Annotated in this window: 22 protein-coding genes; 14 read left to right on the top strand and 8 right to left on the bottom strand. The window is 61.2% G+C overall.

Annotation, left to right across the window (positions count from 1 at the left end):
* Nucleotides 1-12: 12 nt before the first annotated feature.
* Together ABH944_RS11410 and ABH944_RS11405 are read right to left on the bottom strand one after the other, a co-directional pair.
* Nucleotides 13-1227 carry a CaiB/BaiF CoA transferase family protein gene (locus tag ABH944_RS11410; protein WP_404659382.1) on the bottom strand — a complete coding sequence of 405 codons (1215 nt, stop codon included), beginning with the start codon at nt 1225-1227 and terminating at the stop codon, nt 13-15.
* A gap of 152 nt (nt 1228-1379) precedes the next feature.
* Complete coding sequence (locus ABH944_RS11405; protein ID WP_404613292.1) at nt 1380-2354, bottom strand: LysR substrate-binding domain-containing protein; 975 nt, start codon at nt 2352-2354, stop codon at nt 1380-1382.
* Nucleotides 2355-2658: 304 nt separating this feature from the next.
* On the opposite strand from ABH944_RS11405, the gene ABH944_RS11400 reads away from it, so the two are divergent.
* From ABH944_RS11400 to ABH944_RS11365, 8 genes are all read left to right on the top strand, one after another.
* Nucleotides 2659-3507, top strand: coding sequence for a transporter substrate-binding domain-containing protein (locus tag ABH944_RS11400; protein WP_404613294.1), 849 nt, complete (start codon nt 2659-2661; stop codon nt 3505-3507).
* A gap of 16 nt (nt 3508-3523) precedes the next feature.
* Nucleotides 3524-4201 carry an amino acid ABC transporter permease gene (locus tag ABH944_RS11395; RefSeq protein ID WP_404613296.1) on the top strand — a complete coding sequence of 226 codons (678 nt, stop codon included), beginning with the start codon at nt 3524-3526 and terminating at the stop codon, nt 4199-4201.
* A gap of 65 nt (nt 4202-4266) precedes the next feature.
* Nucleotides 4267-5220 (top strand): dihydrodipicolinate synthase family protein, encoded by a 954-nt coding sequence (locus ABH944_RS11390; RefSeq protein WP_404613298.1) that lies wholly within the window; start codon nt 4267-4269, stop codon nt 5218-5220.
* Nucleotides 5213-5959, top strand: coding sequence for an amino acid ABC transporter ATP-binding protein (locus ABH944_RS11385; RefSeq protein ID WP_404613300.1), 747 nt, complete (start codon nt 5213-5215; stop codon nt 5957-5959). Before ABH944_RS11390 ends, ABH944_RS11385 begins: the two co-directional genes overlap by 8 nt.
* 88 nt (nt 5960-6047) lie before the next feature.
* Entirely contained in the window at nt 6048-6473 is a 426-nt protein-coding gene (locus ABH944_RS11380) for a tautomerase family protein (protein WP_404613302.1), read from the top strand.
* Between the two features lie 301 nt (nt 6474-6774).
* Nucleotides 6775-7443, top strand: coding sequence for a nitrile hydratase subunit alpha (nthA, locus tag ABH944_RS11375; RefSeq protein WP_404613304.1), 669 nt, complete (start codon nt 6775-6777; stop codon nt 7441-7443).
* Complete coding sequence (nthB, locus tag ABH944_RS11370) at nt 7440-8111, top strand: nitrile hydratase subunit beta (RefSeq protein ID WP_404613306.1); 672 nt, start codon at nt 7440-7442, stop codon at nt 8109-8111. Before nthA ends, nthB begins: the two co-directional genes overlap by 4 nt.
* 1 nt (nt 8112) lies before the next feature.
* Nucleotides 8113-8481, top strand: a complete 369-nt coding sequence (locus ABH944_RS11365; RefSeq protein WP_404613308.1) for a nitrile hydratase accessory protein — start codon at nt 8113-8115, stop codon at nt 8479-8481.
* Between the two features lie 183 nt (nt 8482-8664).
* On the opposite strand, the gene ABH944_RS11360 is transcribed toward ABH944_RS11365, so the two are convergent.
* A complete protein-coding gene (locus ABH944_RS11360; RefSeq protein ID WP_404613310.1) occupies nt 8665-9435 on the bottom strand; it encodes a winged helix-turn-helix domain-containing protein in 771 nt (256 codons plus the stop codon).
* Nucleotides 9436-9962: 527 nt separating this feature from the next.
* On the opposite strand from ABH944_RS11360, the gene ABH944_RS11355 reads away from it, so the two are divergent.
* A complete protein-coding gene (locus tag ABH944_RS11355; RefSeq protein WP_404613312.1) occupies nt 9963-11066 on the top strand; it encodes a porin in 1104 nt (367 codons plus the stop codon).
* Nucleotides 11067-11284: 218 nt separating this feature from the next.
* Here ABH944_RS11355 and ABH944_RS11350 read toward each other — a convergent pair whose 3' ends face one another.
* The 4 genes from ABH944_RS11350 to ABH944_RS11335 all read right to left on the bottom strand — a co-directional run bounded on the left by ABH944_RS11350 (nt 11285) and on the right by ABH944_RS11335 (nt 14978).
* Entirely contained in the window at nt 11285-12163 is an 879-nt protein-coding gene (locus ABH944_RS11350; protein WP_404613314.1) for an NAD(P)-dependent oxidoreductase, read from the bottom strand.
* Nucleotides 12164-12174: 11 nt separating this feature from the next.
* Entirely contained in the window at nt 12175-12495 is a 321-nt protein-coding gene (locus ABH944_RS11345; RefSeq protein WP_404613316.1) for a putative quinol monooxygenase, read from the bottom strand.
* Nucleotides 12496-12530: 35 nt separating this feature from the next.
* Nucleotides 12531-13889 carry an NAD(P)H-dependent oxidoreductase gene (locus ABH944_RS11340; RefSeq protein ID WP_404613318.1) on the bottom strand — a complete coding sequence of 453 codons (1359 nt, stop codon included), beginning with the start codon at nt 13887-13889 and terminating at the stop codon, nt 12531-12533.
* 180 nt (nt 13890-14069) lie between these two features.
* Nucleotides 14070-14978, bottom strand: a complete 909-nt coding sequence (locus ABH944_RS11335; protein WP_404613320.1) for a LysR substrate-binding domain-containing protein — start codon at nt 14976-14978, stop codon at nt 14070-14072.
* Between the two features lie 196 nt (nt 14979-15174).
* Between ABH944_RS11335 and ABH944_RS11330 the strand changes: the two genes are divergently transcribed.
* Together ABH944_RS11330 and ABH944_RS11325 are read left to right on the top strand one after the other, a co-directional pair.
* Complete coding sequence (locus ABH944_RS11330; protein ID WP_404613322.1) at nt 15175-16203, top strand: TRAP transporter substrate-binding protein; 1029 nt, start codon at nt 15175-15177, stop codon at nt 16201-16203.
* A complete protein-coding gene (locus ABH944_RS11325; RefSeq protein ID WP_404613324.1) occupies nt 16200-18089 on the top strand; it encodes a TRAP transporter large permease in 1890 nt (629 codons plus the stop codon). The genes ABH944_RS11330 and ABH944_RS11325 overlap by 4 nt, the downstream gene beginning before the upstream one ends.
* Nucleotides 18090-18281: 192 nt before the next feature.
* Here the strand turns inward: ABH944_RS11325 and ABH944_RS11320 are convergent, their stop codons facing one another.
* A complete protein-coding gene (locus ABH944_RS11320) occupies nt 18282-19208 on the bottom strand; it encodes a LysR family transcriptional regulator (RefSeq protein WP_404613325.1) in 927 nt (308 codons plus the stop codon).
* A 115-nt stretch (nt 19209-19323) separates the two neighbouring features.
* On the opposite strand from ABH944_RS11320, the gene ABH944_RS11315 reads away from it, so the two are divergent.
* The 3 genes from ABH944_RS11315 to ABH944_RS11305 are packed head-to-tail and all read left to right on the top strand — an operon-like array spanning nt 19324 to nt 23312.
* Complete coding sequence (locus ABH944_RS11315) at nt 19324-20724, top strand: M20 family metallopeptidase (protein ID WP_404613327.1); 1401 nt, start codon at nt 19324-19326, stop codon at nt 20722-20724.
* Between the two features lie 60 nt (nt 20725-20784).
* Nucleotides 20785-22095 carry an MFS transporter gene (locus ABH944_RS11310; protein WP_404613329.1) on the top strand — a complete coding sequence of 437 codons (1311 nt, stop codon included), beginning with the start codon at nt 20785-20787 and terminating at the stop codon, nt 22093-22095.
* An 8-nt stretch (nt 22096-22103) separates the two neighbouring features.
* Entirely contained in the window at nt 22104-23312 is a 1209-nt protein-coding gene (locus ABH944_RS11305; RefSeq protein ID WP_404613331.1) for an aminotransferase class V-fold PLP-dependent enzyme, read from the top strand.
* Nucleotides 23313-23317 lie beyond the last annotated feature (5 nt).

Genomic DNA, 23317 nt, shown 5'->3' with positions numbered 1-23317 from the left:
TAAGAGGGGCGCTTATGGCGCGGACGCTGCACGAGGAGCGAGCACCACGCCCGCGTCCGCGAGCGCCTGGATCTCGCTGTCCGCATACCCGAGTTCGGCCAGGATCGCGGCTGTTTGTGCCCCCAGCGGTTGCGGCACGAGCGAGACGCCGGGCGCTTCGCCGTCGTAGCGAACCGGGTGCATGACGAGGGTGACGGGGTCCCCGTCGGCGCCTTCGACCGTCTTGAACGACTCGAGGTGCCTGAGTTGGGGATCCTCGAGCAGGTCTTCGTAGTCCTGCACCGGCGCGTGCCACACGTCGTGATCGCGCAAGTGCGTGAGCCACTCGGCCGTGCTCTGTTCGCGCAGCCGCTGCGACACGAGACTGTTGATCTCCTCGCGATGGCTGAACGACGTGTTCTCCGCGTAGGCGTCGAGTGCCGGCAGCTCCAGCGCCCGTGCGAGCGCCCGGGGTGTCGCAATGGCGATGGCGAGGTAACCGTCCGCCGTTGCATGGATGCCGTAGGCGCCCGGACTGAACCAGCTCGCCAATCCGTCCGGCCCGCGTGGCGAAACACTGTGCGCCCCGTTGAGCCATGCGGTGAGGGATTCCGTTTGCAGATCGATTGCGGCCTGCAACAGACTCACTTCCACCAACCGCCCGGCTCCTGTGCGTTCGCGATTGAACAGCGCGGCAAGGATGCTCATCACGCACAGGACGGCCGCGTGCTGGTCCACTACCACGGGGCCGACCGGTGTTGGCGGACCGTCGGCGCGGCCGGTGCGGGCAGCAAGCCCCGAGAGCGCCTGTATCAGCAGGTCCTGCCCCGGTTTCGCCGCATAGGGGCCGGAGCCGCCATAGCCGCTGGCGCTGGCGTAGACAATGCCGGGATTGGCGGCGCGCACCTGGTCGTAGCCCAGGCCGAGGCGCGCCATGGAGCCGGGCCGGAAGTTTTCCATCACGACGTCGGCATCGCGCACCAGCCGTTGCGTCAGTGTCTGGCCTTCGGGGCTTTTCATGTCGACGGCAAGGCTGCGCTTGTTGCGTCCCGTGGTGAGCAGATTCACGCTCTGGGTGCCGACGAAGTGATCGGCAATCGCCCAGTTGCGATGAAACGCACCGTCGAGCGGTTCTACCGCGATGACGTCGGCGCCGAGGTCGGCCAGCATCTGGGCGGCCATCGGACCCGCATGGAAATGGTTGAAGCTGATGACACGGACACCATCGAGAAGTTTGAGCATGACCATTCCGGACAATTGGAGGCTTTGCGTTTGGGCCCTTGATTGAAGGGCTTTTCGCGAGGCCTGGAATTGACTTCAGAATAACAACCGGAACCTGCTCGCTGGCCATACCGGACTATTAAATGCGCGCCGGTGACTATAAGCCGTGGTCATGAACGCTACGACGTTTCCCTCGTGCGATGGCGCACGGCGCTTACAGCACTCACGGAGGTCGCTGCAAGGTGCGCCTTGACGACCTCGCGGGCTTGCATGACGAAGCTCTGCGTGAGCCGCTGGCGCGGACGGTCCTTCGGCAGCAGCGCACACAGCGTGATCGGCAGGCGCGGGCTGAACGGCCGCACCACCAGCGTGTTTGCGGGTTCGGACAGCGCCGAGAACTCGTCGACTACCGCAACGCCCAGCCCTTCGCTGACGAGCCGGCACGCCACGTTCGAGAAGCGTACTTCGATGTCGGGAACGAACAGGTCACCTGCCGCTTCAAATGCACGTTCGACGATCAGGCCCAGCGGACTGCGCGCCGGAGCACCGATCAGCCTTCTGCCGCGCAGGTCGGCGGGAGTGACCACGTCGAGCGCCTGGATGGCGTCTCCGGGGGGCGCCGCGCACATCACCTGGAATTCGGCGAGCAACTCGTTGACGAGCCCGGGGCGCGACGGCGGCATCATTGACAAGCCGACGTCCGCCATGCCGGAATCGAGACTTTCGAGCATGGCGTCCATGCGCATTGTTTCCAGATGGATCTTCACGCGCGGGTGGTCGACGGCAAACCGGGCAAGTATCTTCGGTACGAGCCATTCCGAGAGCTCGGCCGTGGCGAATACGCGGATCACACCCGCGCGCCCCGTGCGCAGGTCCCAGGCCTTCTGCTGGACCGCCTGGTGCACCAGGAACAGCGGCTCCGCGTCGTCGAACAGCATCTTGGCTTCGGAGGTCGGGATCAGCCGGTTGCTGATGCGGTCGAACAGCGCGAAACCGAGCTTCGCTTCCGCAAGGCGAATGGCGTTGCTGACGGCCGGCTGCGACATGCCTAGCTCTTCGGCGGCTCCTGTCGTGGTGCGGTAGCGCATCACGGCGCGAAGCACTTCAAGCTGGCGCAGGTTGATCAATACGCGCGCGGAACCACCCCCGGTCATCAAATTTCCCGTATGAATTTTGGCCGGTGCACACCGTTGCGCACGCCGGTCCCCATGTTAAGTCGCCATATTGAAGGCAGGGACTGGCCAAAATTGTGTCGACATTGCGCGACAACCCCAGGGGGGACCCCGCGGAAACCTTGACACGCTTGGGTCCAGTGACAAAAGAGATGCGCTTATAACAGGTGCTTATAGTCGGGCACTTTTTTTTCACTGGCGCGCCTGGCTTCGCCGCCTTTAATGTTTCGCTAGCGAGGCCGGAAGTCTTCCGGCTGCTCACTCTTTCAAGAAGCCTGGAGAAGTCATGTTTTCACGCCGCATCTGGACGACGTTGGCAAGCGTCCTGACGTCCTGCATGGTCTTGCTGCCGGCCGCGGGTTCCGCTTATGCATGCACATCCGCGATTCCGGCTGACCAGCTGGTGAGTCCAGGGCGCCTTGCGTTGTCGACGAACCCGACTTTGCCGCCCCTCCAGTACGTGGATGGCGAGGGGCAATTGAAGGGCATGAATATCGAACTGGGGCGCGAGCTTGCAAAGCGCTTGTGCGTTGACGTGGACTTCATGCGCATGGATTTCCCCGCGATGATCCCGGCCCTGAAAGCAGGCCGCTTCGACGGTATCGATACAGGCATGTTCTGGACCGAGGAGCGCTCGCGCATGATGTACACCGTGCCGTACGCGGTGTCGACTATCGACGTGGTAGTGAGTCCCGGCAGCAAGCTCCAGCTCACCGACGTGCATGCATTGCGCGGTCATTCGATCGGCGTGGAAGCGGATTCTTACCAGGAGCGCTGGTTGCGCGAGCGAGCGAAGGAAAGTGCAAGCGAGGGCGGCAAGCCCATGGAGATCCATGCGTTCACGACCGCAAGCGACGTGATGGCCGCGCTGCGCGCCGGGCAGGTCGAGCTGGCCGCCTTGCCGAGCTATGCGGCGGCGGCCATCGTCAAGCGCAATCAGGCGCGCATGGCTTTGGCAGGGCAGGGCAATACACAGACCACGCTCGCGTTCCGGCAGCGGGTAGTGGCGGAGGCGGTCGCCAGGGTGCTGGACGGCATGCGGGCCGACGGCAGCTATGCAAAGCTGCTCGACAGCTACGGCATGACGAAGCTGCCGGATGCGCACATCTCGGTGCGCGGCACCGGTCCTGTGTGAGCAGGTATTGAATTCGATGACTCTGTTCAACCTCCAGGACTTCTTCGGTTATCTCTCCAACGGCTTCTTGCTGCGTGGCGTCGCAGTCACGCTCGGGCTAACGGTCGTGACCGTCATCGGCGGGATGCTGTTCGGCATGCTGGTCGCATTGATGCGGATGTCGGGCAACAAGCCCTTGTCCGGCGCGGCGCAGTTCTATATCTGGCTGTTCCGCGGCACGCCGCTCCTGATCCAGCTCGTGATTGTGTACACCGGGCTTCCGCAACTCGGATTGCGCCTGAACGTGGTGGAGTCGTCGCTGCTTGCGCTCATTCTCAACGAGGCGGCCTATCTCGCGGAGATCATCCGCAGTGGTTTCATGGGCGTGCCACGCGGGCAATACGAGGCCGCCGAGGCGCTTGGTTTGCCGAAGTGGCTCGTGATGTGGAAGGTCACTCTGCCGCAGGCATTCAGGCTCATGATCCCGTCGCTCGGCAACTCGATCAATGGCCTGCTGAAGTCCACATCGATTACCTCCGTGATCTCGATGGAAGAGCTCATGCGGCGCAGCCAGATGCTCATGCAGGAGAAGTTCGAAGTGCTCGAGGTGTTCGGCGCGGCCGCGGTGTTCTACCTCGTCATGACGACCGGCTGGGGCTTGATCCAGCGCCGGCTGGAGAAACACTTTGGCGCTGCGCACGAACAGAACCGTTGAACCCCGACGTACCGGAGGTGCGACGCCCGGTGCATCCGGCCACCCTCATCAGGATAAGCAATTCAATGAAACCTTGTTCCCTTGCCGACGTGGTGGTTGCAGCCGTCCTGCCCTTCAACGAGGCACAGCAGATCGACTGGCCGAGCTATGAACGCGTGCTGCGTTATTGCGGACAAGCCGACGGCGTTTCCGCCGTATTCGTCAACGGGCACGCCGGAGAGGGCGGCGCGCTCAGCACCGCTGAGCACGTCGAGGTACTGCGGTTCACGCGCAAGACACTGGGTCCGCAGCGGACGCTGGTGGCCGGGATCATTGCCCAGTCCACCCGCGAGGCGATTGCCGAGGCGACATCCGCCGAGGCCGCGGGCGCAGACATGCTGACCCTGTTCCCGCCCGCGACGTTCGCCGGTGCAAGCACTGCGATGGTTCTGGCTTACGTTCGCGCGATCAGTGAAGCCGTTTCCCTGCCGCTTGCCATCTTCCAGTATCCGCTCGCTTCCGGCTTCGGGTATTCGACGAGCACGCTCCTCGAACTCACGGCCGTTCCTTCAGTGGTTGCGATCAAGGAGGGCAGCGACTCGATGCGCGCCTATGAGGAAAACTGGCATGCGATCAAGGGTGCGCGCGCGGAAGTGCAGGTGCTCGCATCGAATTTCGACTGGTTTCTTGCACAACTCGCGGTAGGCAGCGACGGCATCCTCTCGGGGCTCGCGAGTCTTGTTCCTCATCAGCTCGTCGAACTATGGCGCGCGAGCAAGGACAACGACCTGCCGGCCATGCGGACAGCGAGCGCGCGCATGCTCCCGCTGGTGCGCGCGATCTACGCGGCGCCTCGCAACGAGATGTATGCACGTATCAAGGTGGCACTCCGGATGATGAACGTGATTGATTGTGCGAAGGCGCGCGAACCCTTTGAGCCTGTCGGGGCAGCAACGCGAGATGCGATCCGGGACGCGCTGGTCCAGATCGGACTGATCGATGGCCGGGCGGATAGTGCAGGGGGGCCGGTCCATGAATGACACGCGTAAAGACCTGATGCTCGAATTCCGTGGCGTCCATACGTGGTACGGCGCGTACCACGCACTGGACGACATCAACTTTGAAGTGGCGCGCGGCGAACGTATCGTGATCTGCGGTCCCTCGGGCTCGGGCAAGTCGACACTGATCCGCTGTGTCAATCGGCTGGAGAAACATCAGCAGGGACAGGTGATAGTCGACGGCATCGAACTGACCTCGAGTACGCAGGATCTTGCGAAGATCCGCAGCGAAGTGGGCATGGTATTCCAGCAATTCAACCTGTTCCCGCACCTGAGCGTGATTGACAACCTGATCCTCGCACCCATGTGGATCCGCAAGCTCTCCCGGCGCGATGCAACCGAACTCGCGATGCACTTTCTCGAAAGGGTCAGGATTCCCGGGCACGCGAACAAGTATCCGGGGCAACTGTCGGGCGGACAGCAACAGCGCGTGGCCATAGCACGCGCGTTGTGCATGAAACCACGCCTGATGCTGTTTGACGAACCGACGTCCGCGCTCGATCCCGAGATGATCAAGGAAGTACTCGATGTGATGACCGGTCTCGCTCAGGACGGCATGACGATGCTCTGCGTAACGCATGAAATGGGCTTCGCGCGGACCGTGGCAGACCGGATCGTTTTCATGGATGCGGGCAAGATCGCTGAAGTGGCCCCGCCGGAGGAGTTCTTCACACGGCCCCGATGCGCACGTGCGCAGGCTTTCCTGCAGCAAGTGAGCTGATCGCACGAGTGCAAGCGCGCACTTGCTGATTCTATGGCGCCGTCAGTCGACGGCGGTATTCTCCTCGCATCCTGGTGGTGCCTTTCACATGCCATATCTGGAAATACTCGCTCTAAAACTTCGGTTGGGCCAGGATAACGACCCAACCGATACATATGCCTTGCGCGATGCGCGTTCCGCGCTTTCCCGCGATATGACCGCGGCGGTGGTGTCGGCGTTCAGCGTCCTTCCGGCTACCGTCACGCTCTTTTTCATACCGCTGAACGAAGAGGACTATGCGCACGAGGGAGAACTGGCAGCAGACCTGTCAGGCGATGATCCGCGGCGCCAACGTATCTTCGTGAAGGTGCATGCTTATGCGCGCTCGATTGACCAGCGCCGCGCGCTCGCGGTTGCGCTTACTCCCTTGCTCGCGTGCCATTACGGCGCATCGCCCGAGAATGTGGCGATCTATTTCGTCGACCGGACCCTCGACGAAGTCGCACATGGGGGCCGGATGGCGGTCGATAGTTGACAGTCCTATCGTCCTGATTCGAGTTATCCGGCTGCGGCCGACCGCGTAAGGCAATAATCGGCCAACGCAGCCCGTCACCGCTGCCAGGATAGGGGGTCGGACCCAGCAGGAAAAACGCCCACATCCGTCAGAGCCCGTACCCGCCTGTTCACGGCAGGCTGCCACTGCTAGCGGCGAACTTGTTTCAGCGTTCAGGTGCTTCAGCTGCGCACGGCGCATCGGCGTGGGATGCCAGGTGTTTTGCAATTGCATACTGCATCAACCATACTGGTTCTGTCCGGCAACTTCCGAGTGGACTTCCATGAGCCAAAACGACCCTGAAGGTGACCCGCAAGAGCATGTGCATGCCGACGCTCACGACCACAACGGTAGTGAGTTGTCAGAGATGGATTTGCGTGTGCGGGCGCTGGAATCCCTGCTAATAGAGAAGGGATACGTCGATCCGCGTGCACTTGATATCCTGATCGAAACATACGAGCACAAGGTCGGGCCGCGCAACGGTGCGCGCGTGGTCGCGAAGGCATGGCGCGACCCGGCGTACAGGCAATGGCTGCTGGACGACGCTACCGCCGCGATTGCTTCGCTCGGCTACACCGGCCGGCAGGGCGAACACATGGTGGTGCTGGAGAACACGCCCGCCCTGCACAACATGGTGGTTTGCACCTTGTGCTCATGCTATCCCTGGCCGGTCCTCGGGCTTCCGCCGGTCTGGTACAAGTCGGCGCCGTACAGGTCGCGCGCGGTGATCGATCCGCGTGGTGTATTGAAGGAGTTCGGCTTCGAATTGCCCGCCGAAGTGGAGTTTCGCGTGTGGGACTCCACCGCGGAGGTGCGTTATCTGGTGTTACCCATGCAGCCGCCCGGGACCAGTGGCTTCTCTGAGGAGGCGCTGGCTGAACTGGTGACGCGTGACTCAATGATTGGCACGGGATTGCCGAAGACACCGGAATCCAAACGGGAGCTCGCATGAACGGCGCACAAGACCTTGGTGGCATGCAGGCATTCGGTCCAATCCGGGTGGAAGCCGACGCTGCGCTCTTTCACGCTGACTGGGAGCGCCGGGTGCTGGCGATCACGCTGGCGATGGGCGCAGCCGGGAAGTGGAACATCGACACGTCTCGTGCCGCACGAGAGAGCTTGCCACCTGCGCAATACCTCTCCAGCAGCTACTACCAGATCTGGTTCGAAGGACTAAAAAAGCTGCTGCTAAGTACGGGGCTGGCGACGGCGGAGGAAATCAGGACCGGTGAGTCGAAGAGTGCTGCTGCGCCAGTCCCTCGCGTGTTGAGGGCCGACGAGGTAGCCGCCGCACTGCTGCGGGGGAGCTCTGTCAATCGCCCTGCAGCCGCCAGTGCACGCTTCAAGGTCGGTGACAGGGTACAGGCTCGCCAGCTGAATCCATCCACGCATACCCGTCTGCCGCGCTACTGCCGCGGCAGACGGGGGTGCATTGTCGCCGTGCACGGCGCGCACGTTTTTCCCGATGCCAACGCGGCCGGGCTCGGCGAGCAACCGCAATGGCTCTATACGGTGCGCTTCGATGCCTCCGAACTCTGGGGGCCGGATACGACAGCGGCGTCGGTCTGCGTGGATTGCTGGGAGCCGTATCTCGACTACCCGCACGCCGGGTCTGTCTGACATGACTTCCGTCCAGCCGGATTTGCCTGAACTGCGTACTGCCTTGCCGGCCTTGCCTTGCGACGACGCAGGGCCCATTTTTAGCGCACCGTGGGAAGCCCAGGCGTTTGCCATGACACTGGCCTTGCACAAGCGCGGCATGTTCACCTGGGCAGAATGGGCAGAATGTCTGAATCAGGCAATCTGTGACGCGCAGGCTGCTGGCGACCCGGACCTTGGCAACACCTACTACAGTCACTGGCTGACGGCACTGGAGCGCATCAGCACCACCAAGGGACTGGTAACAGACGACATGCTCCTGCAGCGCCGCAATGCGTGGGATGTCGCTGCACGCCATACCCCGCATGGACAACCGATCGAACTCAGGTGACAGTGTTCTTTCCACAAGCTCGGCTGTACCGGACCCAGCGCCGCTCCCGTTAGCTTGCCGACCGATCGCTTCGGATGAAGTCAGGAAGCTCCTGGCAGGAGCGAGGTTCGGCCCACGAATGTGGATCGATTCCGGACCACAGCCGAGATGTAAAACTGCGTGCAAAACTGCGCTGGTTTTTATTCACCCGGCGCCATGATTTAATTCAGGCTGCGGCATATCATGATGATGCCCCGGAATACGATTGACCTCATTGGCAAGCGATTCAGAATCGCGCGCAGTGCTGTCAAGCCTGTAACCATAATTATAAATCGGCATTAATCGATAGCCATATTGAGAAAATTTCAATTTGGATTTAATCATCGAGAGATGCGTCGTGATTGTGCGCGCGTTGATCCTCTCATCACGCGACCAGATCTTCTCGGCAATGTATGCCCGGGACAAAGGGTTGGACAAGCTTCGCAGCAACAGTAACGCTAGCGCATATTCCTTACGCGTCAGTAATACTCTCATGCCCCCTATCGCAACCGCATTGCCGGCCGGCTCAAATCTGTACGGCCCGAATTGCATCTCGGTGTTTATCGGCTCCGCGCGCCACAGGTGCTGCAGAAAGGACCTCAAACGTGCGAGCAAGCTTGAAACCAGCATTGGTTTCATCAAATAGCTATATGGCCGTCGCAGACTCTCCAGCGCCTTCTTGTCTTCTGAACCACTTATCACGAAGATAACCTGATGTTCGAAAGGCAGCGATTGGTGGATGAGATCCAGCATGGAACTATCACGAGCGTCTTCCACGTCCCAGTCAAGGATCGCAAGATCAAAAGCCCCGGCACGCAAGGTCCGCCGTAACGTATTTCCAGTGCTGTGTCCCTTGCTGTGATAACCCGCCAATCTGAGGGTGCGATTCAGTGACGAAGACGCATCGGGATCAAGTTCGAGAGTAACTATTCTCATTAAAGTTCAGGCCGGTGTTTCAGGATTCAGCCTGTACTAAATCAAGCACATCTCCGACAGGCGGTTTTAAAGCGAGAAGGCCGAGACACAATAGCAATTGATCTGCATATTAAAGTATTTATTTTTATAATAAACATTTACCGCGTATTTCAATTATTTCCATTCCTGTGAATTTCTTACCGTTTATTATTAATTGGTGATTGAAGTGGCTATAAAAGCCATCGATGCTGCGCCATAAGTTGATACCCTGTGTTGTCATAAAATGACAGAAATTCGGGCCAGTATAATTTTCTATGCAGCTAATGATTGCTTTGCTAGATTAGGCAGCGCAAAAAGCTACGAAACTGGATGGGGCGCCGGAAGAATAGAAAAAAAGTAGAAAGTTTATGAAACAACTGGCGAATTTCCGTATGAAATATCGCTCTGATTATTTCAATTAATTTCTTAATCTGACGACGTCCGTCCCAGTATTTGAAGCGTTGCATTTTGCGTATATTTTTTATTCCATTGTGCTATTGGGGGAGAAGATGAAAAAGGCATTGCTGGCGGCTGCATTGTTGGTGTTTGGGACAGCGGCACAGGCCCAGAGTAGTGTCACCTTGTACGGTCGCCTGGACGCTGGTTTTGAGTACATGAGCGGTTTGCCCAACACCGGCTATTCGGGGTCCACGTCGCGTGTACGCGCGGAGAGTGGCGACTTCGGTACGAGTCTCTGGGGTTTGAAGGGTGTTGAAGATCTGGGCGGTGGTACCAAGGCTGTATTCCAGTTGGAAGGCAGCTTCAGTACGACGACGGGCGCACTGGGCTCATCGGGTTCAATCTGGAATCGTTGGGCGACGGTCGGCATAGCCAATGACCAGTACGGCACGTTCTTGCTGGGACGCGAACTGTTTATTTCGAACGGTCTTTGGGATTTTGATCCGTTCGGCCAGTCCTCCTGGTCGTCAGCATCGCTTGTCCGTGGTCGCAACTGGCCCCAGTCCAGCAATAACGTGTCCTATCAATCTGCGAAGTTTGGCGGTTTTGATGTGTATGGACAGTATTCGTTGTCAAACACGACGAGCTGGAACGGCAATGGTACGGGGTCGGGGCGTGCAGATGGCCTTCAAGTGACCTATACGACGTCCTTGTTTCAGGTGCGTGGTTTATATGACGAGCTTAGGTCTGCGAATGGTCAGCTGAATAATCCGTTCACGGCGTCACGCGAGTACTTTGCCGGCGTCAATCTGTTCCTTGGCCAATTCAAGGTTTCGGCCGTGTACCAGGCGTCGCGGACTTCGGGAATGACCGGTACGTCGGCCGGTACACCCACGACAACGGACCAGGAATGGGCGGGTTTTACCTGGCAGGCCACTCCGGCAGCGGCTCTGATCGCGGCGGTGTACCACGTCAATGCGAATAATGGCGGCGGCAACGCCAACATCTATTCGATCGGCGGTTCCTACAATCTGTCGAAGCGAACCTTGCTTGATTTTCAAGTGGCAACGGTACGCAATAGCAAAAGCGCCAACTTCGGGCTTGATGCGAACACCGAGGGCAGTGGCGGGACCACCACTTCGGGATACAACGAAAACCCGCTTTATGGGCACAGCCAATCAGGCGTCTATATGGGGATCCAGCATTCGTTTTGATGCCATCGCCTAATACAATATTTTATTAGAAGTCCTATAGGAAGAAGATTTTACGTTGCTGCGAGAGGCACGTGCCGGTGCGCCCTCCTTATTTTTTGGGGCGCACCGTTTTTTGTTTACAACTGCTAGCGGGTTTCGCTGGACGACAGGACGATTGGCTCTCGAAGCGGCAGCTGGCCGAAGAACATGACCTGGATTGACCACCGTCGTTCTGCTGATCACGATACCGGCAAGCCGTTGCGCCTGCGCAATTCCCGGATCACTGCGCTGTGGTCGAGTTCACCGTCGCCGTTTTCAACCATGTCGGAGAACAGGTCATCGACAAGTCCCAACACGGGTAGTTCGAGCCCGACGCTTTGAGCAAAGCCGATCGCGGTTCGGGTGTCTTTAACCTGATACTTGGCCGGGCCGCCGGGCTGGAAATCCTGCGCGATCATGCGCGCGGCGTGCTGGCGCAGGATCGTGGAGTCCGCAAAGCCGCCAAGCAGCGCTGCGCGAACCTGCGCAGGATCTGCCCCTCCACGTTCGGCAAGCAGCATTGCCTCCGCGACGGCTGTAAGGGTGCTCGCGACCATCATCTGGTTGACGAGCTTCGCGAGTTGCCCCGTGCCGGCCGGACCAATGCGAGTCGGGCGGCCCATCGTCTGCAGTACGGCGCGCGATCGCTCGAACATTGACTCGTCGCCGCCAACCATGATCGCGAGGGTACCGTCCTGCGCACCCTTTTGACCACCCGAGACGGGCGCGTCGAGATAGCCGACGGCACGCGCCGCCGCGGCCGTTGCCTGGCGCTGCGCGGTGTCGACAGGGATCGAACTCATCACGATCAACACGCTGGATGCGCGCATTTCAGCGAGGACCCCCTCGTCGCCGAGCAGGATGTCGTCGCACGCCGGCGCGGAACTCAGCATGCAGATCACGACGTCCGCGTCGCGCACCGCATCGTGCGCCCGGCCAGCCACTTCGACACCCGCCGCGGCGAGGGGCGTAGCTTTATCGTGCGTGCGGTTCCACGCCACGACCCGGTAACCGGCGCCGGCAATCCGCCGGGCCATGGGTAAGCCCATGATGCCCGTGCCGAGAAAACCCACAGTCACACCGGCCCCCGTCACGCAGGCACACGGCTGCCGAAACGCACCGTGCGCTGCTCAACGATCAGCGCCGGAAAGCCGGCGCGAAATCGCGCGAGGTGGGGAGTCTGCAAGTGCGTGTCGAACGCGGCGCGATCGTCGTAGACCTCGTAGAACAGCACGCGCGCCGGCGTCCCCTCGATCTCGACGATGTCGAACTGGCGGCAGCCGGACTCGTCGGCCAATGAGTGCCGCGCGTCGTCGTGCGCGAGCGCGAGGAAGTCGCGAAGACATTCGGCCTTCACTTCGAACTCGGCGATGACCACGAACGGTCTCGGCCCCCCGGGATTGTTAGTCATGCTGATTTCTCCATTCGATGCCATGGTGTGCCGCCTCAGGCTGCCTTGGCGGGTTTGCCGAGCGCGCTTTGCTCCATCTCGCGGCGCAGCGCAACCACGTCGAGATCACGTTCCAGTTCGACGTCCTCGAAGCGCACGATGCTGTCCTTGGCAACGGGGCGCTTCAACTTGACGTGGTGCGCGAGCCCGATCGGCAGGCCGCCGACCGCGAGGCTTTTCGATGCCGGGATTGCATTGGCCCAGACCGCGTAGCCGCCTTCGCCATCGAGCAGTTCGCCCGGCTTCAGGTCACGCTTGGCAGTCGCGACGGCATCGCCGCGAAATTCCTTCGAAGAGCCTGTCGCCTCGCCGCGCAGCACCGCGGACAGCACGCTCACGCTGGTCTCCAGGCCGATCATGTGAAAGGGGCGCCACATCGACCCGTACCAGCCCGAAGGATCGACCAGCAGGCCGTATTGCTTGAAACACGCGCGCGCGTATTCATTCGGCGCCTTGAACGTGACGAAGACCCCATAGCGAATGTTGTTGAACACTTCACGGCCGTCTGGTTCCTGACTGGCGGCGATGTCGACGAGACCGCTGCGGGCGAGGCGCCCGCCGTCCGCCGCTGGCCGGAAGACGCGTGCGAGATCGTGCAGGCCGGTGGGCGGAAAGGCCAGGCCGTTGTCCGGGCAGTCGAGCCCGGTCCCATTCGCGACGGCGGCCATCTCGATCGCTGCCTTGGTGCCGTCAGTGAACGAGTTGTACATCTTCGGATTGAAATCGCCCTTGGCGACTTCTTCTTCCGTCCAGCCGAAGAAGCTCCAGACCGTGTCCGGGGTCGAGTAGCGGTAGCGCGGTTCGAAGTTCATTCCCTTGCCGGCCGAAGTCAGCTCGAAGCCGCAAGAGCGGACCCAGTCCACCAGCTCACAGATGATCGCGGGCTGGTCGCCATAGGCCATGCTGTAGACGAGATTGCGCTCGCGAGCCCGCGCCGCCAGCAGAGGACCGCACAGCGCATCTGCCTCCACGTTGACCATCACCACATGCTTGCCGCCCTCGATGGCGGCGAGCGCGTGGCGCACCCCCGCGATCGGGTGACCGGTCGCCTCTATGATGCATTCGATTTCATCGCAGGCGGCGAGGGCGGAGGCGTCGTCGAGCACGCACGTTGTGCCGGTCCTGACCGCGTCGGCGAGGGTCCGCGCGTTGTATTGCCCGGCCGGCCAGCCGACTCTCGCAAGCGATGCACGCGCCTTTCCAACATTGAGGTCGGCAACGCCCACCACCTGCATCCCTTCGATATGGCGGGCCTGCGACAGCACCATGGAACCGAATTTGCCGGCACCGATCAGGCCCACGCGGACGGGACGTCCCAACGCGTTTCGTGCCTGGAGCAGACTGGAGAGATTCATTTGCAATCCTTTGTGGTCGAGATCATGGATCATGGCCGCGTGAGCTGCGCGCGGCCACGATCCGGGGTGGCGTGATCGAAGGCAAAACAGCGGTGCGCCTTACTTGCGAGCAAGTGTAGTCAGGCGTATGTGCCAGAACAATTAACATTTCCGATTCGATTTGTTAGCCACGCTTCAACATCAGCGGGTAGCCGGTAGAGGAGAAACGGATTGCCAGGCGTCCCGCTCGGCGCGCAACCACTCCAGGAACAGGATCACCTTTTTCTTATGCAAGTGTTCGAACGGACAGACGATCCATTGCGTCGTCAGCCGGATGCCTGGAGGATGGCGCACGGGACAAATCAGCGTACTGTCACGCAGTTCGCGCCACATCATCAGCGTGCTTTCGAGCGCGATGCCCATGCCGTCAACGGCGGCATCGATTGCCATATGGCTGCGATCGAACAACACGCGCTGGCCCGGATCGAGCGGCTCGGCCCGAGCGACCGAAAACCAGTGCGGCCACTGGACCTGTGACTTGATGGAGTGGATGAGCCTGTGCCGCTGCAGGCCGGCCGCGTCCAGACTTGCTGCTGCGCAGTAGGCAGGCGAGCAGACCGGCAGGAACGTCTCCTCGGCTAGTCCTTCAACATAGACGCCGGGCCATTGCCCCGTGCCGTGACGTATTTCGATATCGACTGACTCCTGCGCGAAGTCGGTCATTTCGTTGGTGCCATTCAGCCGCACTTCGAGATCAGGATGACCATCCAGGAACGAGCGTAGCCGGGGCAGCAGCCACTTGGTGGACAAGGTTGGGGTGGCGCGCACGGTCAGCAGCGTCACCGATCGCAGCCCGCGTATTCGCTGGGTCGCTTCGGCGATCCGTTCGATTTCTCCGGAAATCATGGCGAAATAGCGCTCGCCTGCTTCGGTCAGCGCAACACCTCGTCCGACCTTGGTCATCAGTGCCGTTCCCAGGTGTGTCTCAAGCGACTGGATTTGCTGGCTGACCGCCGAGGGCGTTACGTTCAGCTCGGTGGCGGCCCGCGAGACGCTCCCGAAACTCGCGGCAGCGTGGAACACACTGATGGCCCGCAATGGCAGATACATTGAGTCACCCTTTAGATTGGCTACACCGTTGAACAAAATAATTGAATTGTTCTTCACCAACAAGCCCCTTATATTTTCCACACGAAGGAGCGACGGTGGCTGCAAGACTGACAAATAGCCGCCGCGAAGTGCCACGACGCCACACCAACAAAGTGGCGCGCGGCACGGGACGTTCACTACAACAGGAGACAGGATCATGAGCACGTCGAGTTCGCCACGCCGTTTCTCGCGACGTACGGTGTTGAAGGCCGCGGCCTCCATTCCGCTGGTATCGATATGGACCAGGCCCGCACGCGCTGCGGAGTTCAGCTACAAGCTCGCCACCGGGCAGTCCCTGAACCAGCCGATCAATCCCCGCCTCAAAGAGGCGATCGACCGGATCCGTGAGGCCAGCAGCGGCAGGCTCGAGATTCGCTTCTTTCCGGCTTCGCAACTGGGATCCGATACGGATTTGCTGATGCAGGTGCGTTCGGGCGGCATCGAATTCCTGAACATTGCGGGCTCGGTACTGTCGACTGTGGTTCCGCTCGCGGCCATCACCAATCTCGGGTTTGCGTTTTCCGACTACGACCAGGTCTGGCGTGGTGTGGACGGCGAACTGGGCAAGACCATTCGCGGGCAGATCGACAAGACCGGCTATGTCTCGGTGTCGAAGGCGGCGGACAACGGGTTTCGACAGATCACCTCAACCACGAAGGCCATCAAGACGCCGGACGACCTGCGCAGTTACCGGATTCGCGTTCCGGTGTCACCCATGTTCACGTCGCTGTTCCAGACGCTGGGCGCGAATCCCACGTCGATCAACTTCAACGAGCTCTATACGGCGCTGCAGGCACATCTGGTCGACGGCCAGGAAAACGGCCTGGTCGCGATCGACGCGGGCAAGCTCTACGAGGTTCAGAAGTATGTGTCCGAGACCAATCACATCTGGGACCCGTTCTGGTTGCTCGGCAACCCGCGTGCATTCAACGCGCTCCCCGACGACCTCAAGACGATCGTACGGCGCGAGTTCGACCGCGCGAGCGTCGAGCAGCGCGCGGATGTTGCGCGCCTGAACGCATCGCTGCAATCCCAGCTATCCGGCAAGGGGTTGACGTTCGTGCAGGTGGACCGGGCGCCATTTCGCACCGCGCTCGCGAAGGCCGGTTTCTATGGGCAATGGAGAGACAAATTTGGAGCGGGCGCCTGGGAAGCGCTCGAGGCGGTCACGGGGAAAATATCATGAGCGCCGCACACAATCTCGAGGTGCATGGGACGCCTTTCGAGCACGGGGCCCAACACGAGCGCACCGTCGAACGCTGGTTGCGCCGCGTAGTCGAGTTGCTCGCAGCGGCAGCGGTGGTTGCCGAAGTCGTGATCCTGTTCGTCGGTATTGTCGCGCGTGCCGTGTTTCATCAGCCGCTGATCTGGTCGGACGAGCTTGCGTCGACTCTGTTCCTGTGGCTTGCGATGCTCGGCAGCGCGCTGGCCGTTCAGCGCTCCTGTCACATGCGGCTGACGTTCTTTGTGTCGAGACTGTCGCCGCGCGGACAGGCGTGGGCCGAGACCCTCGCAGTCGGCGCCTCCGCGGCGTTTCTTGCGATGGTGCTGCATCCTGCGCTCGACTATGTGCAGGACCAGGCCTTCGCGCAAACGCCGGCGCTTGGCTGGTCGGGCTCGGTCAGGGCGCTGGCGATTCCGGTCGGCTGCGCCGCGGGCCTGATGAGCTGTGCCCTGCGCCTCGCGCGGCATGACTGGCGTGACATTGCCGGCGTGATCTCGCTGATTGCGCTGATCGCCTTCGGCTGCTATCTCGCCGCCGCGCCATTGACGCAGATGGGGCAGGGAGCGCTGCTGGTTTTCTTCGTCGGCTTTCTCGGTGCGGCGGTCGTGGCGGGTGTGCCGATCGCCTTCGCGTTCTCGCTGGCGACGAGCGCGTATCTCCTGTCGACCACGTCGACGCCACTCAGCGTTGTGGTCGGACGCATGGACGAAGGCATGAGCACGCTGATCCTGCTTGCCGTGCCGATGTTCGTGCTTCTCGGCCAATTGGTGCATGTCACCGGTGTCGCACGCGTGATGGTCGCATTTCTCGCGGCGCTGGTCGGTCACGTCCGGGGTGGAATGTCCTATGTACTGCTTGGCGCAATGCTGCTCGTCTCGGGTATCTCCGGCTCCAAGACCGCCGATATGGCGGCGGTGGCGCCCGTGCTGTTTCCCGAGATGCGCAAGCGCGGGATGGCGGACGGGGAGCTTGTATCGCTGCTGGCCGCTTCCGGTGCGATGAGCGAAACCATCCCGCCGTCGCTGGTACTGATCGCGATTGCATCAGTGACCGGTATTTCGATTGCGGCGCTGTTTACCGCCGGCATCCTGCCGGCCATCGTGCTTTCCCTCGTGCTCGGAGTTGTGGCGTGGTGGCGGGCAGGGCAGGACGAGTCGGCGCCTGAAAGCTCGCCGAAACCGGTGCGTGCGCCCTGGTCGCAAGTCGGACGTACCTTCGTGATCGCACTGCCGGCGCTGTTGCTGCCGGTCTTGATTCGCAGCGCGGTGGTGGAGGGTATTGCCACGGCGACGGAGGTATCGACTATCGGCATTGCCTACTCGCTCGCGATTGGCCTGTTGATCTATCGTGGCGGCCTGACGTGGAAAGCGATGATGCCGATGCTGCTGCAGACCGCCGCGCTGTCGGGCGCGATTCTGTTCATCGTCGGTGCGGCGTGTGCGATGGGTTGGGCGCTGACCCAGTCGGGTTTCTCACACGATCTCGCGGAGACGATGACCAAGGTCCCGGGCGGCGCCATTGGCTTCCTGTTGGTGTCGATTGTTGCATTCATCGTGCTCGGGAGCGTGCTGGAGGGGATTCCTGCCATCGTCCTGTTTGGGCCTTTGCTCTTTCCGGTCGCGCATCAACTTGGCATCAACGAAGTGCACTACGCAATGGTCGTCGTCCTGGCAATGGGACTAGGGGTTTTCGCGCCACCGTTCGGCCTGTGCTATTACGCGGCTTGCATCATCGGCGAGATTTCACCGGAAGCCGGACTGAAGCGGATATGGGTCTACCTCGGTATGTTGTTTCTCGGTTTGATTGCGATAGCTTTCGTTCCGTGGATCTCAACAGGGTTTCTCTGACATCAAGCCAGACGAGGCAGTCCCGAAAGCGACGTCCCACCCGCGGACATCGAAGAAAAATCGGTTCCAACGTAGCGTTATCCCTTCCTGCTGCCTCCATAGACCGGCTGGTGGATCTGGTTGCCACTTTCGATAGCCTGGCGGACGTCGAGCCGATAAACGCGCTGCTTCGCATGGAGCCCTTTGCGCCATCTATGTGCCGAACATTCCCTGAGCCGTGACGTTGAGGTCGTCCACGATCCATTCCATGCACGCTTGCGCCAAACCATCCAGCGGCCGCCCCGCGAGTGTCTTCACCTGAAGGCGGCGCTGCTGCAAGAGCGGGTTGTCGAACGGCAATGCGACCAGCCCGTCGCTTGCCAGCCGCTTTGCAACCGAGACATAGCCTGAGGGCATGACGGCGCTCGGCACCGTTTGCACGAAACGGTACAACGCGGCCACATACCGGCTGCTGACGAAGGGCACGATCTCGATCCCTTCGACGTTGCACGCGATATCGAACAACTGGCGATTGGTCGTACCCGGGTCCTGCAACAGCACTGGAAAACGGGCAATGTCGGCGAGTTGCACGATCTTATGACGCGCCAGGTCATGGTCGCGACGCATCAACGCCATGACCGGCGCCGGCAAGGTCAGACGGACGACCACGCCGGGCTCCGGCTTGAAACTGAACGACAGCGCGATTGATACCTCGCCGCTCATCAGCATCTGGCTCGCGACTTCGGATGACACCACTTCCAGTTCGACGGCCGCATCGGGATGATTCGAGTAAAAGCCGCCGAGCGACACGGGAAGGAAATCGAACGCAAAACCTTCGGTGCAGGCAATCCTGATGGTCCGCGCGCGCTTGTGTTCGTCACCCCGGATCTCCCCGATGACCGACTGTGCGTCAGCGAGACTGCGCTGCGCGTGGCGGGCAAGAAGCCGGCCCGCATGCGACAGCACCATGCCCCGCGCGTGCCGCTCGAAGAGCGCCACGCCTACATCCCCTTCGAGCTTTGCAATATGCCGGCTGAGCGCGGACACGGTCAGCCCGAGTTTCTCCGTCGCCGCCGTCAACGATCCAGACTGCGCGACCACCGAAAAATAATAGAGCGAAGGCTCGAGCAATTTGCGCATGTCCAGACCCGCGGCAAGGTTTGACCAAAACGCAAATGTACCTTGTTTGATTGCGAATACAAAAAAGATCGCGGGGCATTAATCTGGCCCGACTGAAACACCGAGCCCCCTTTGAATGACACGCCAGAACGCCATCGATCATGTCTCCGCCTACTTCGACAGCGGCAGGTTTCGCGCTGACCTGAGCCGCCGCATTGCGCGACGAACGGAAAGCCAGCTTGAAGAAGCGGCCCCGGCGCTGCGCGCTTATTTATCGGATGAAATAGCGGCCGCGCTCGACGCATTGGGCTTCACCACCGAAATAGCCGATAACCCCATCGCCGGGATGCCGCCGCTGCTCCTGGCCGAGCGCATCGAAGCCGAGCATCTGCCCACCGTGCTGATCTATGGGCATGGCGACGTGATCAACGGCGACGCGTCGAACTGGACCGACGGGCGTTCGCCGTGGGAACTCCAGGTGGAAGGCGAGCGCTGGTACGGGCGCGGCACGGCCGACAACAAGGGCCAGCACTCGGTCAACCTGGGCGCGATTCAATCGGTTCTGCACACACGCGGATCGCTCGGGTTCAATGCAAAAGTGATCATCGAAATGGGAGAGGAAGTCGGTTCCCCAGGACTCGATGAAACTTGCCGGCTGAACGCAACGCGGCTCTCGGCCGACCTTTTGATTGCATCGGACGGACCACGTCAGAAGGCGTCTTCTCCCACCATTTTCCTGGGTTCGCGCGGCGCGCTTCATTTCCGGCTTACCGTCAGGAACGAGTTTGGTGCACGTCATTCGGGCAACTGGGGCGGCGTGCTGGCGAACCCCGGCACCGTGCTGGCCAACGCCGTGGCGAGCCTTGTGGACGGTCATGGCCGAATCCGGATCAACGGACTGCTCCCGCCCCCGATTCCCACGCGCGTCAGGGAGCTGGTCTCGGATCTTGAAGTCGGAGCGGACGAAGGCGACCCGCCACTTTCCGGTGGCTGGGGAGAGCCGGGCCTGACGGCGGCGGAGCGGATCTATGCCTGGAACACACTCGAAGTACTGGCGATGAGAACAGGCAATGTCGAGCGCCCGATCAGCGCGATTCCGAACGCCGCCGAGGCCGTTTGCCAATTGCGGTTCGTGGTCGGCACCGATTGGCACAACGCGAAGGCGGTCATCACTGACCATCTGCGCCGCGAAGGCTTTCCTCAAGTCGAGGTGTCCATCGAGGCATCGGGGGGAGCCACACGACTCGATCCCGATCACGCGTGGGTGAACTGGGCCAAAGCGTCGATTGCCGCGACCACCGCCAAGGCCGTGACAATCCTGCCCAATCTGGGCGGGACCATTCCGAACGATTGCTTCGCGACCACCCTGGGGCTGCCCACCATCTGGATCCCGCACTCGTATCCGAACTGCCGGCAACACGCACCCGACGAACACCTGCTCGCAAGCGTGGCCCGTGAAGCGCTGCAACTCATGACGGGGCTTTTCTGGGATCTGGGCGACCCCTGCGCAGCCATGCCGGGACGGATCAGCCGGTAGATCATGCGCCAATACCCCATCAACCCCATCCGACCGCTACCATCAACGGACAATCCCGCCATGGCCTCTTCTGTCACCGAAGAATCCGGACAACGCGTCGCCAACCAGATCGACAAGCCGCTGAAGCGCCTGATCTTCGCGACCAGCATCGGCAACGCGCTCGAGTGGTTCGACTTCGCCGCGTATGGATTTTTTGCCGTCACGATTTCGAAGCTGTTTTTTCCAGCGCACGATGAAACGGTGTCGTTGCTGCTGACCTTTGGCACCTTCGGGCTGTCATACGTTTTCAGGCCGCTCGGTGCGTTGTTGCTCGGACGTTATGCCGATAGACGCGGGCGCAAGGCCGCCTTGCTTGCGTCGCTTGGACTGACCATGATCGGCACGCTGGTGTGCGCGATCATCCCGACATACGCAAGCATCGGCCTTGCTGCGCCGATCGGACTGATGATCGCCCGCATCCTGATCTCGTTCTCGACCGGCGGAGAATTCGGCAGCGGCACCGCGCTGATGATCGAGCAAAAGTCCAGACGCAAGGCCTTTCTCGGCAGTTGGCAATTCTCCAGCCAGGGCATGAGCACCGTGCTCGCTTCGTTTGCCGGACTGGCCCTGAGCACCCAGCTCTCGCCCGGCCAGATCGAAGCATGGGGCTGGCGCGCGCCGTTTATTTTCGGGCTGCTGGTGGGCCCGGTCGGGCTGTATATCCGCAAGCATATCGACGACACCTTGCCCTCTGCGCAATCGCGTGATGCGTCGGAAAATAGCGCACCGATCAGGGAGTTGCTGGCCGGCTACAAGCGACGAATCTTGCTCGCGGCGGGCATCATGGCGGTATCGACTGCAGCGAGTTACCTGATGATTCTCTACATGCCGACCTATGCGGTGAAGCAGTTGCATCTGCCTGCGTCCACAGGGTTCGCCGCCACCGTCGTGACCGGCACGATCCTCATGGTCGTGACGCCGCTGATGGGTCATTTCGCCGATCAATACGGTCGCGGCCGCATGATGGTGGTGTCGGCGACGGCCACGCTCCTGACGATCTATCCCTGCTTCAAGTGGCTGATGTCAGCGCCGTCGATGGCCGTCCTGATGAGCATCATGTTTCTGGCCGGCCTCCTGAAAGCGATTTACTTCGGCCCGCTCGCAACCGTCCTCTCCTCGCTTTTTCCAACCAGCATCCGCAGCACCGGTCTCGGCTTCAGCTACAACATCGGCGTCATGGTATTCGGCGGCTTTACGCCATGGCTCGTGACCGCAATGATCGGATGGACGGGCGACCCTCTGTCGCCGAGCTTCTACCTGATGGGTTGCGCCGTGCTGAGCCTTGCGTGCATCGGGATCTACAACAAGAACAAGACGGTCAAGTACCTCTGAAAGGACGGATGATGATTCATACCTCAACGCCCGGCGACGGCGATTTCAGCGGCTGGCTGATGTATCACTCAGTGGGTGTCTTCCCCGGGCAAAAGAAGGCGATCACCGACGCGCTCGCCAGTTTCACGGCTTCCTGGTGCGCACCTGACGACCAGCGATGGGACGTTGCCCTGAACGCGCGATCCGCACTGCTAGCGAACTGGGCAACGCTGATTGGCGCGACTCCCGCCGACGTGTTCGGTGCGCAAAATGTGACTGAGGCATTCGCGCGGTTTATCGACGGACTCGACGACAAAGCCCTGCACGGGCGCACCGTGCTCGCCGCAGCGGACTGTTTTCCCAGCCTTCATTTCCTTCTTGCCGGCCTCGCCGAGCGACGTGGGTTCACGCTTCGCACGGTACCAGTCAGGGACGGTGAGGCCTATGTCCACGACGATGATTTCATCTCGGCCTGGACGCCCGATGTCGCGCTCGCCCTGGTGACATGGGTGTCGTCGCTCACGTCAAAACGCGCGAATCTTGAGACCCTCGCTGCGCACGCGCAAAAGCAGGCAAGCCTGATCGCCGTCGATCTCACGCAAGGCATGGGCATCCTGCCATTCGACGTACGCACGACCGCCGTCGACTTCGCCTGCGGGTCGACGCTCAAATGGTTATGCGGCGCACCGGGAACGGGGCTGGGCTATGTGTCGCCGGCCCTGATGAAACGCGGCATGACGCCTGCCACACGCGGTTGGTTCAGTCAGGACAATCCATTCAATTGGGATATCGAAGCATTTTCCTACGCTCCCGACGCCCGGCGTTTTGACACGGGAACGCCATCCGTATTGCCCTTCATTGCATCGAAGCCAGGCTTTGACTGGATGCTCGCTCAACCGGCGGGCTCGGTCCGCGTGCACAACCTGAACCTGTGCCACCAGATCATCGAGATGGTCGATCGCCTGGGATATCGCCTGCTGTCACCTCGCGACGATCAAGCCCGTGGCGGGAGCATCATGGCGGAACTGCCGCGCCATGCCGATGCCGGGCAAGTCATCGGCATGCTGGCATCGCGGCGCGTGAGCGTCGACGCCCGTGGCCGCACGCTGCGTATGTCGCCGGGTGTGAGTACGACGTCCGGTGGCATCGAGCGCCTCGAACGGTGTCTTTCGCAATTATTTCCGGCTACCCGGCACGATCGACCGCACCACGAAAATCGGGCATTGCTTGCACGCTGACCGGG

It is taken from the genome of Caballeronia udeis, from assembly GCF_044909315.1.
GTDB classification, from domain to species: domain Bacteria; phylum Pseudomonadota; class Gammaproteobacteria; order Burkholderiales; family Burkholderiaceae; genus Caballeronia; species Caballeronia udeis_A.
Note: the sequence above shows the minus strand (reverse complement) of the source record. Positions and strands in the feature narration are given on the sequence as shown.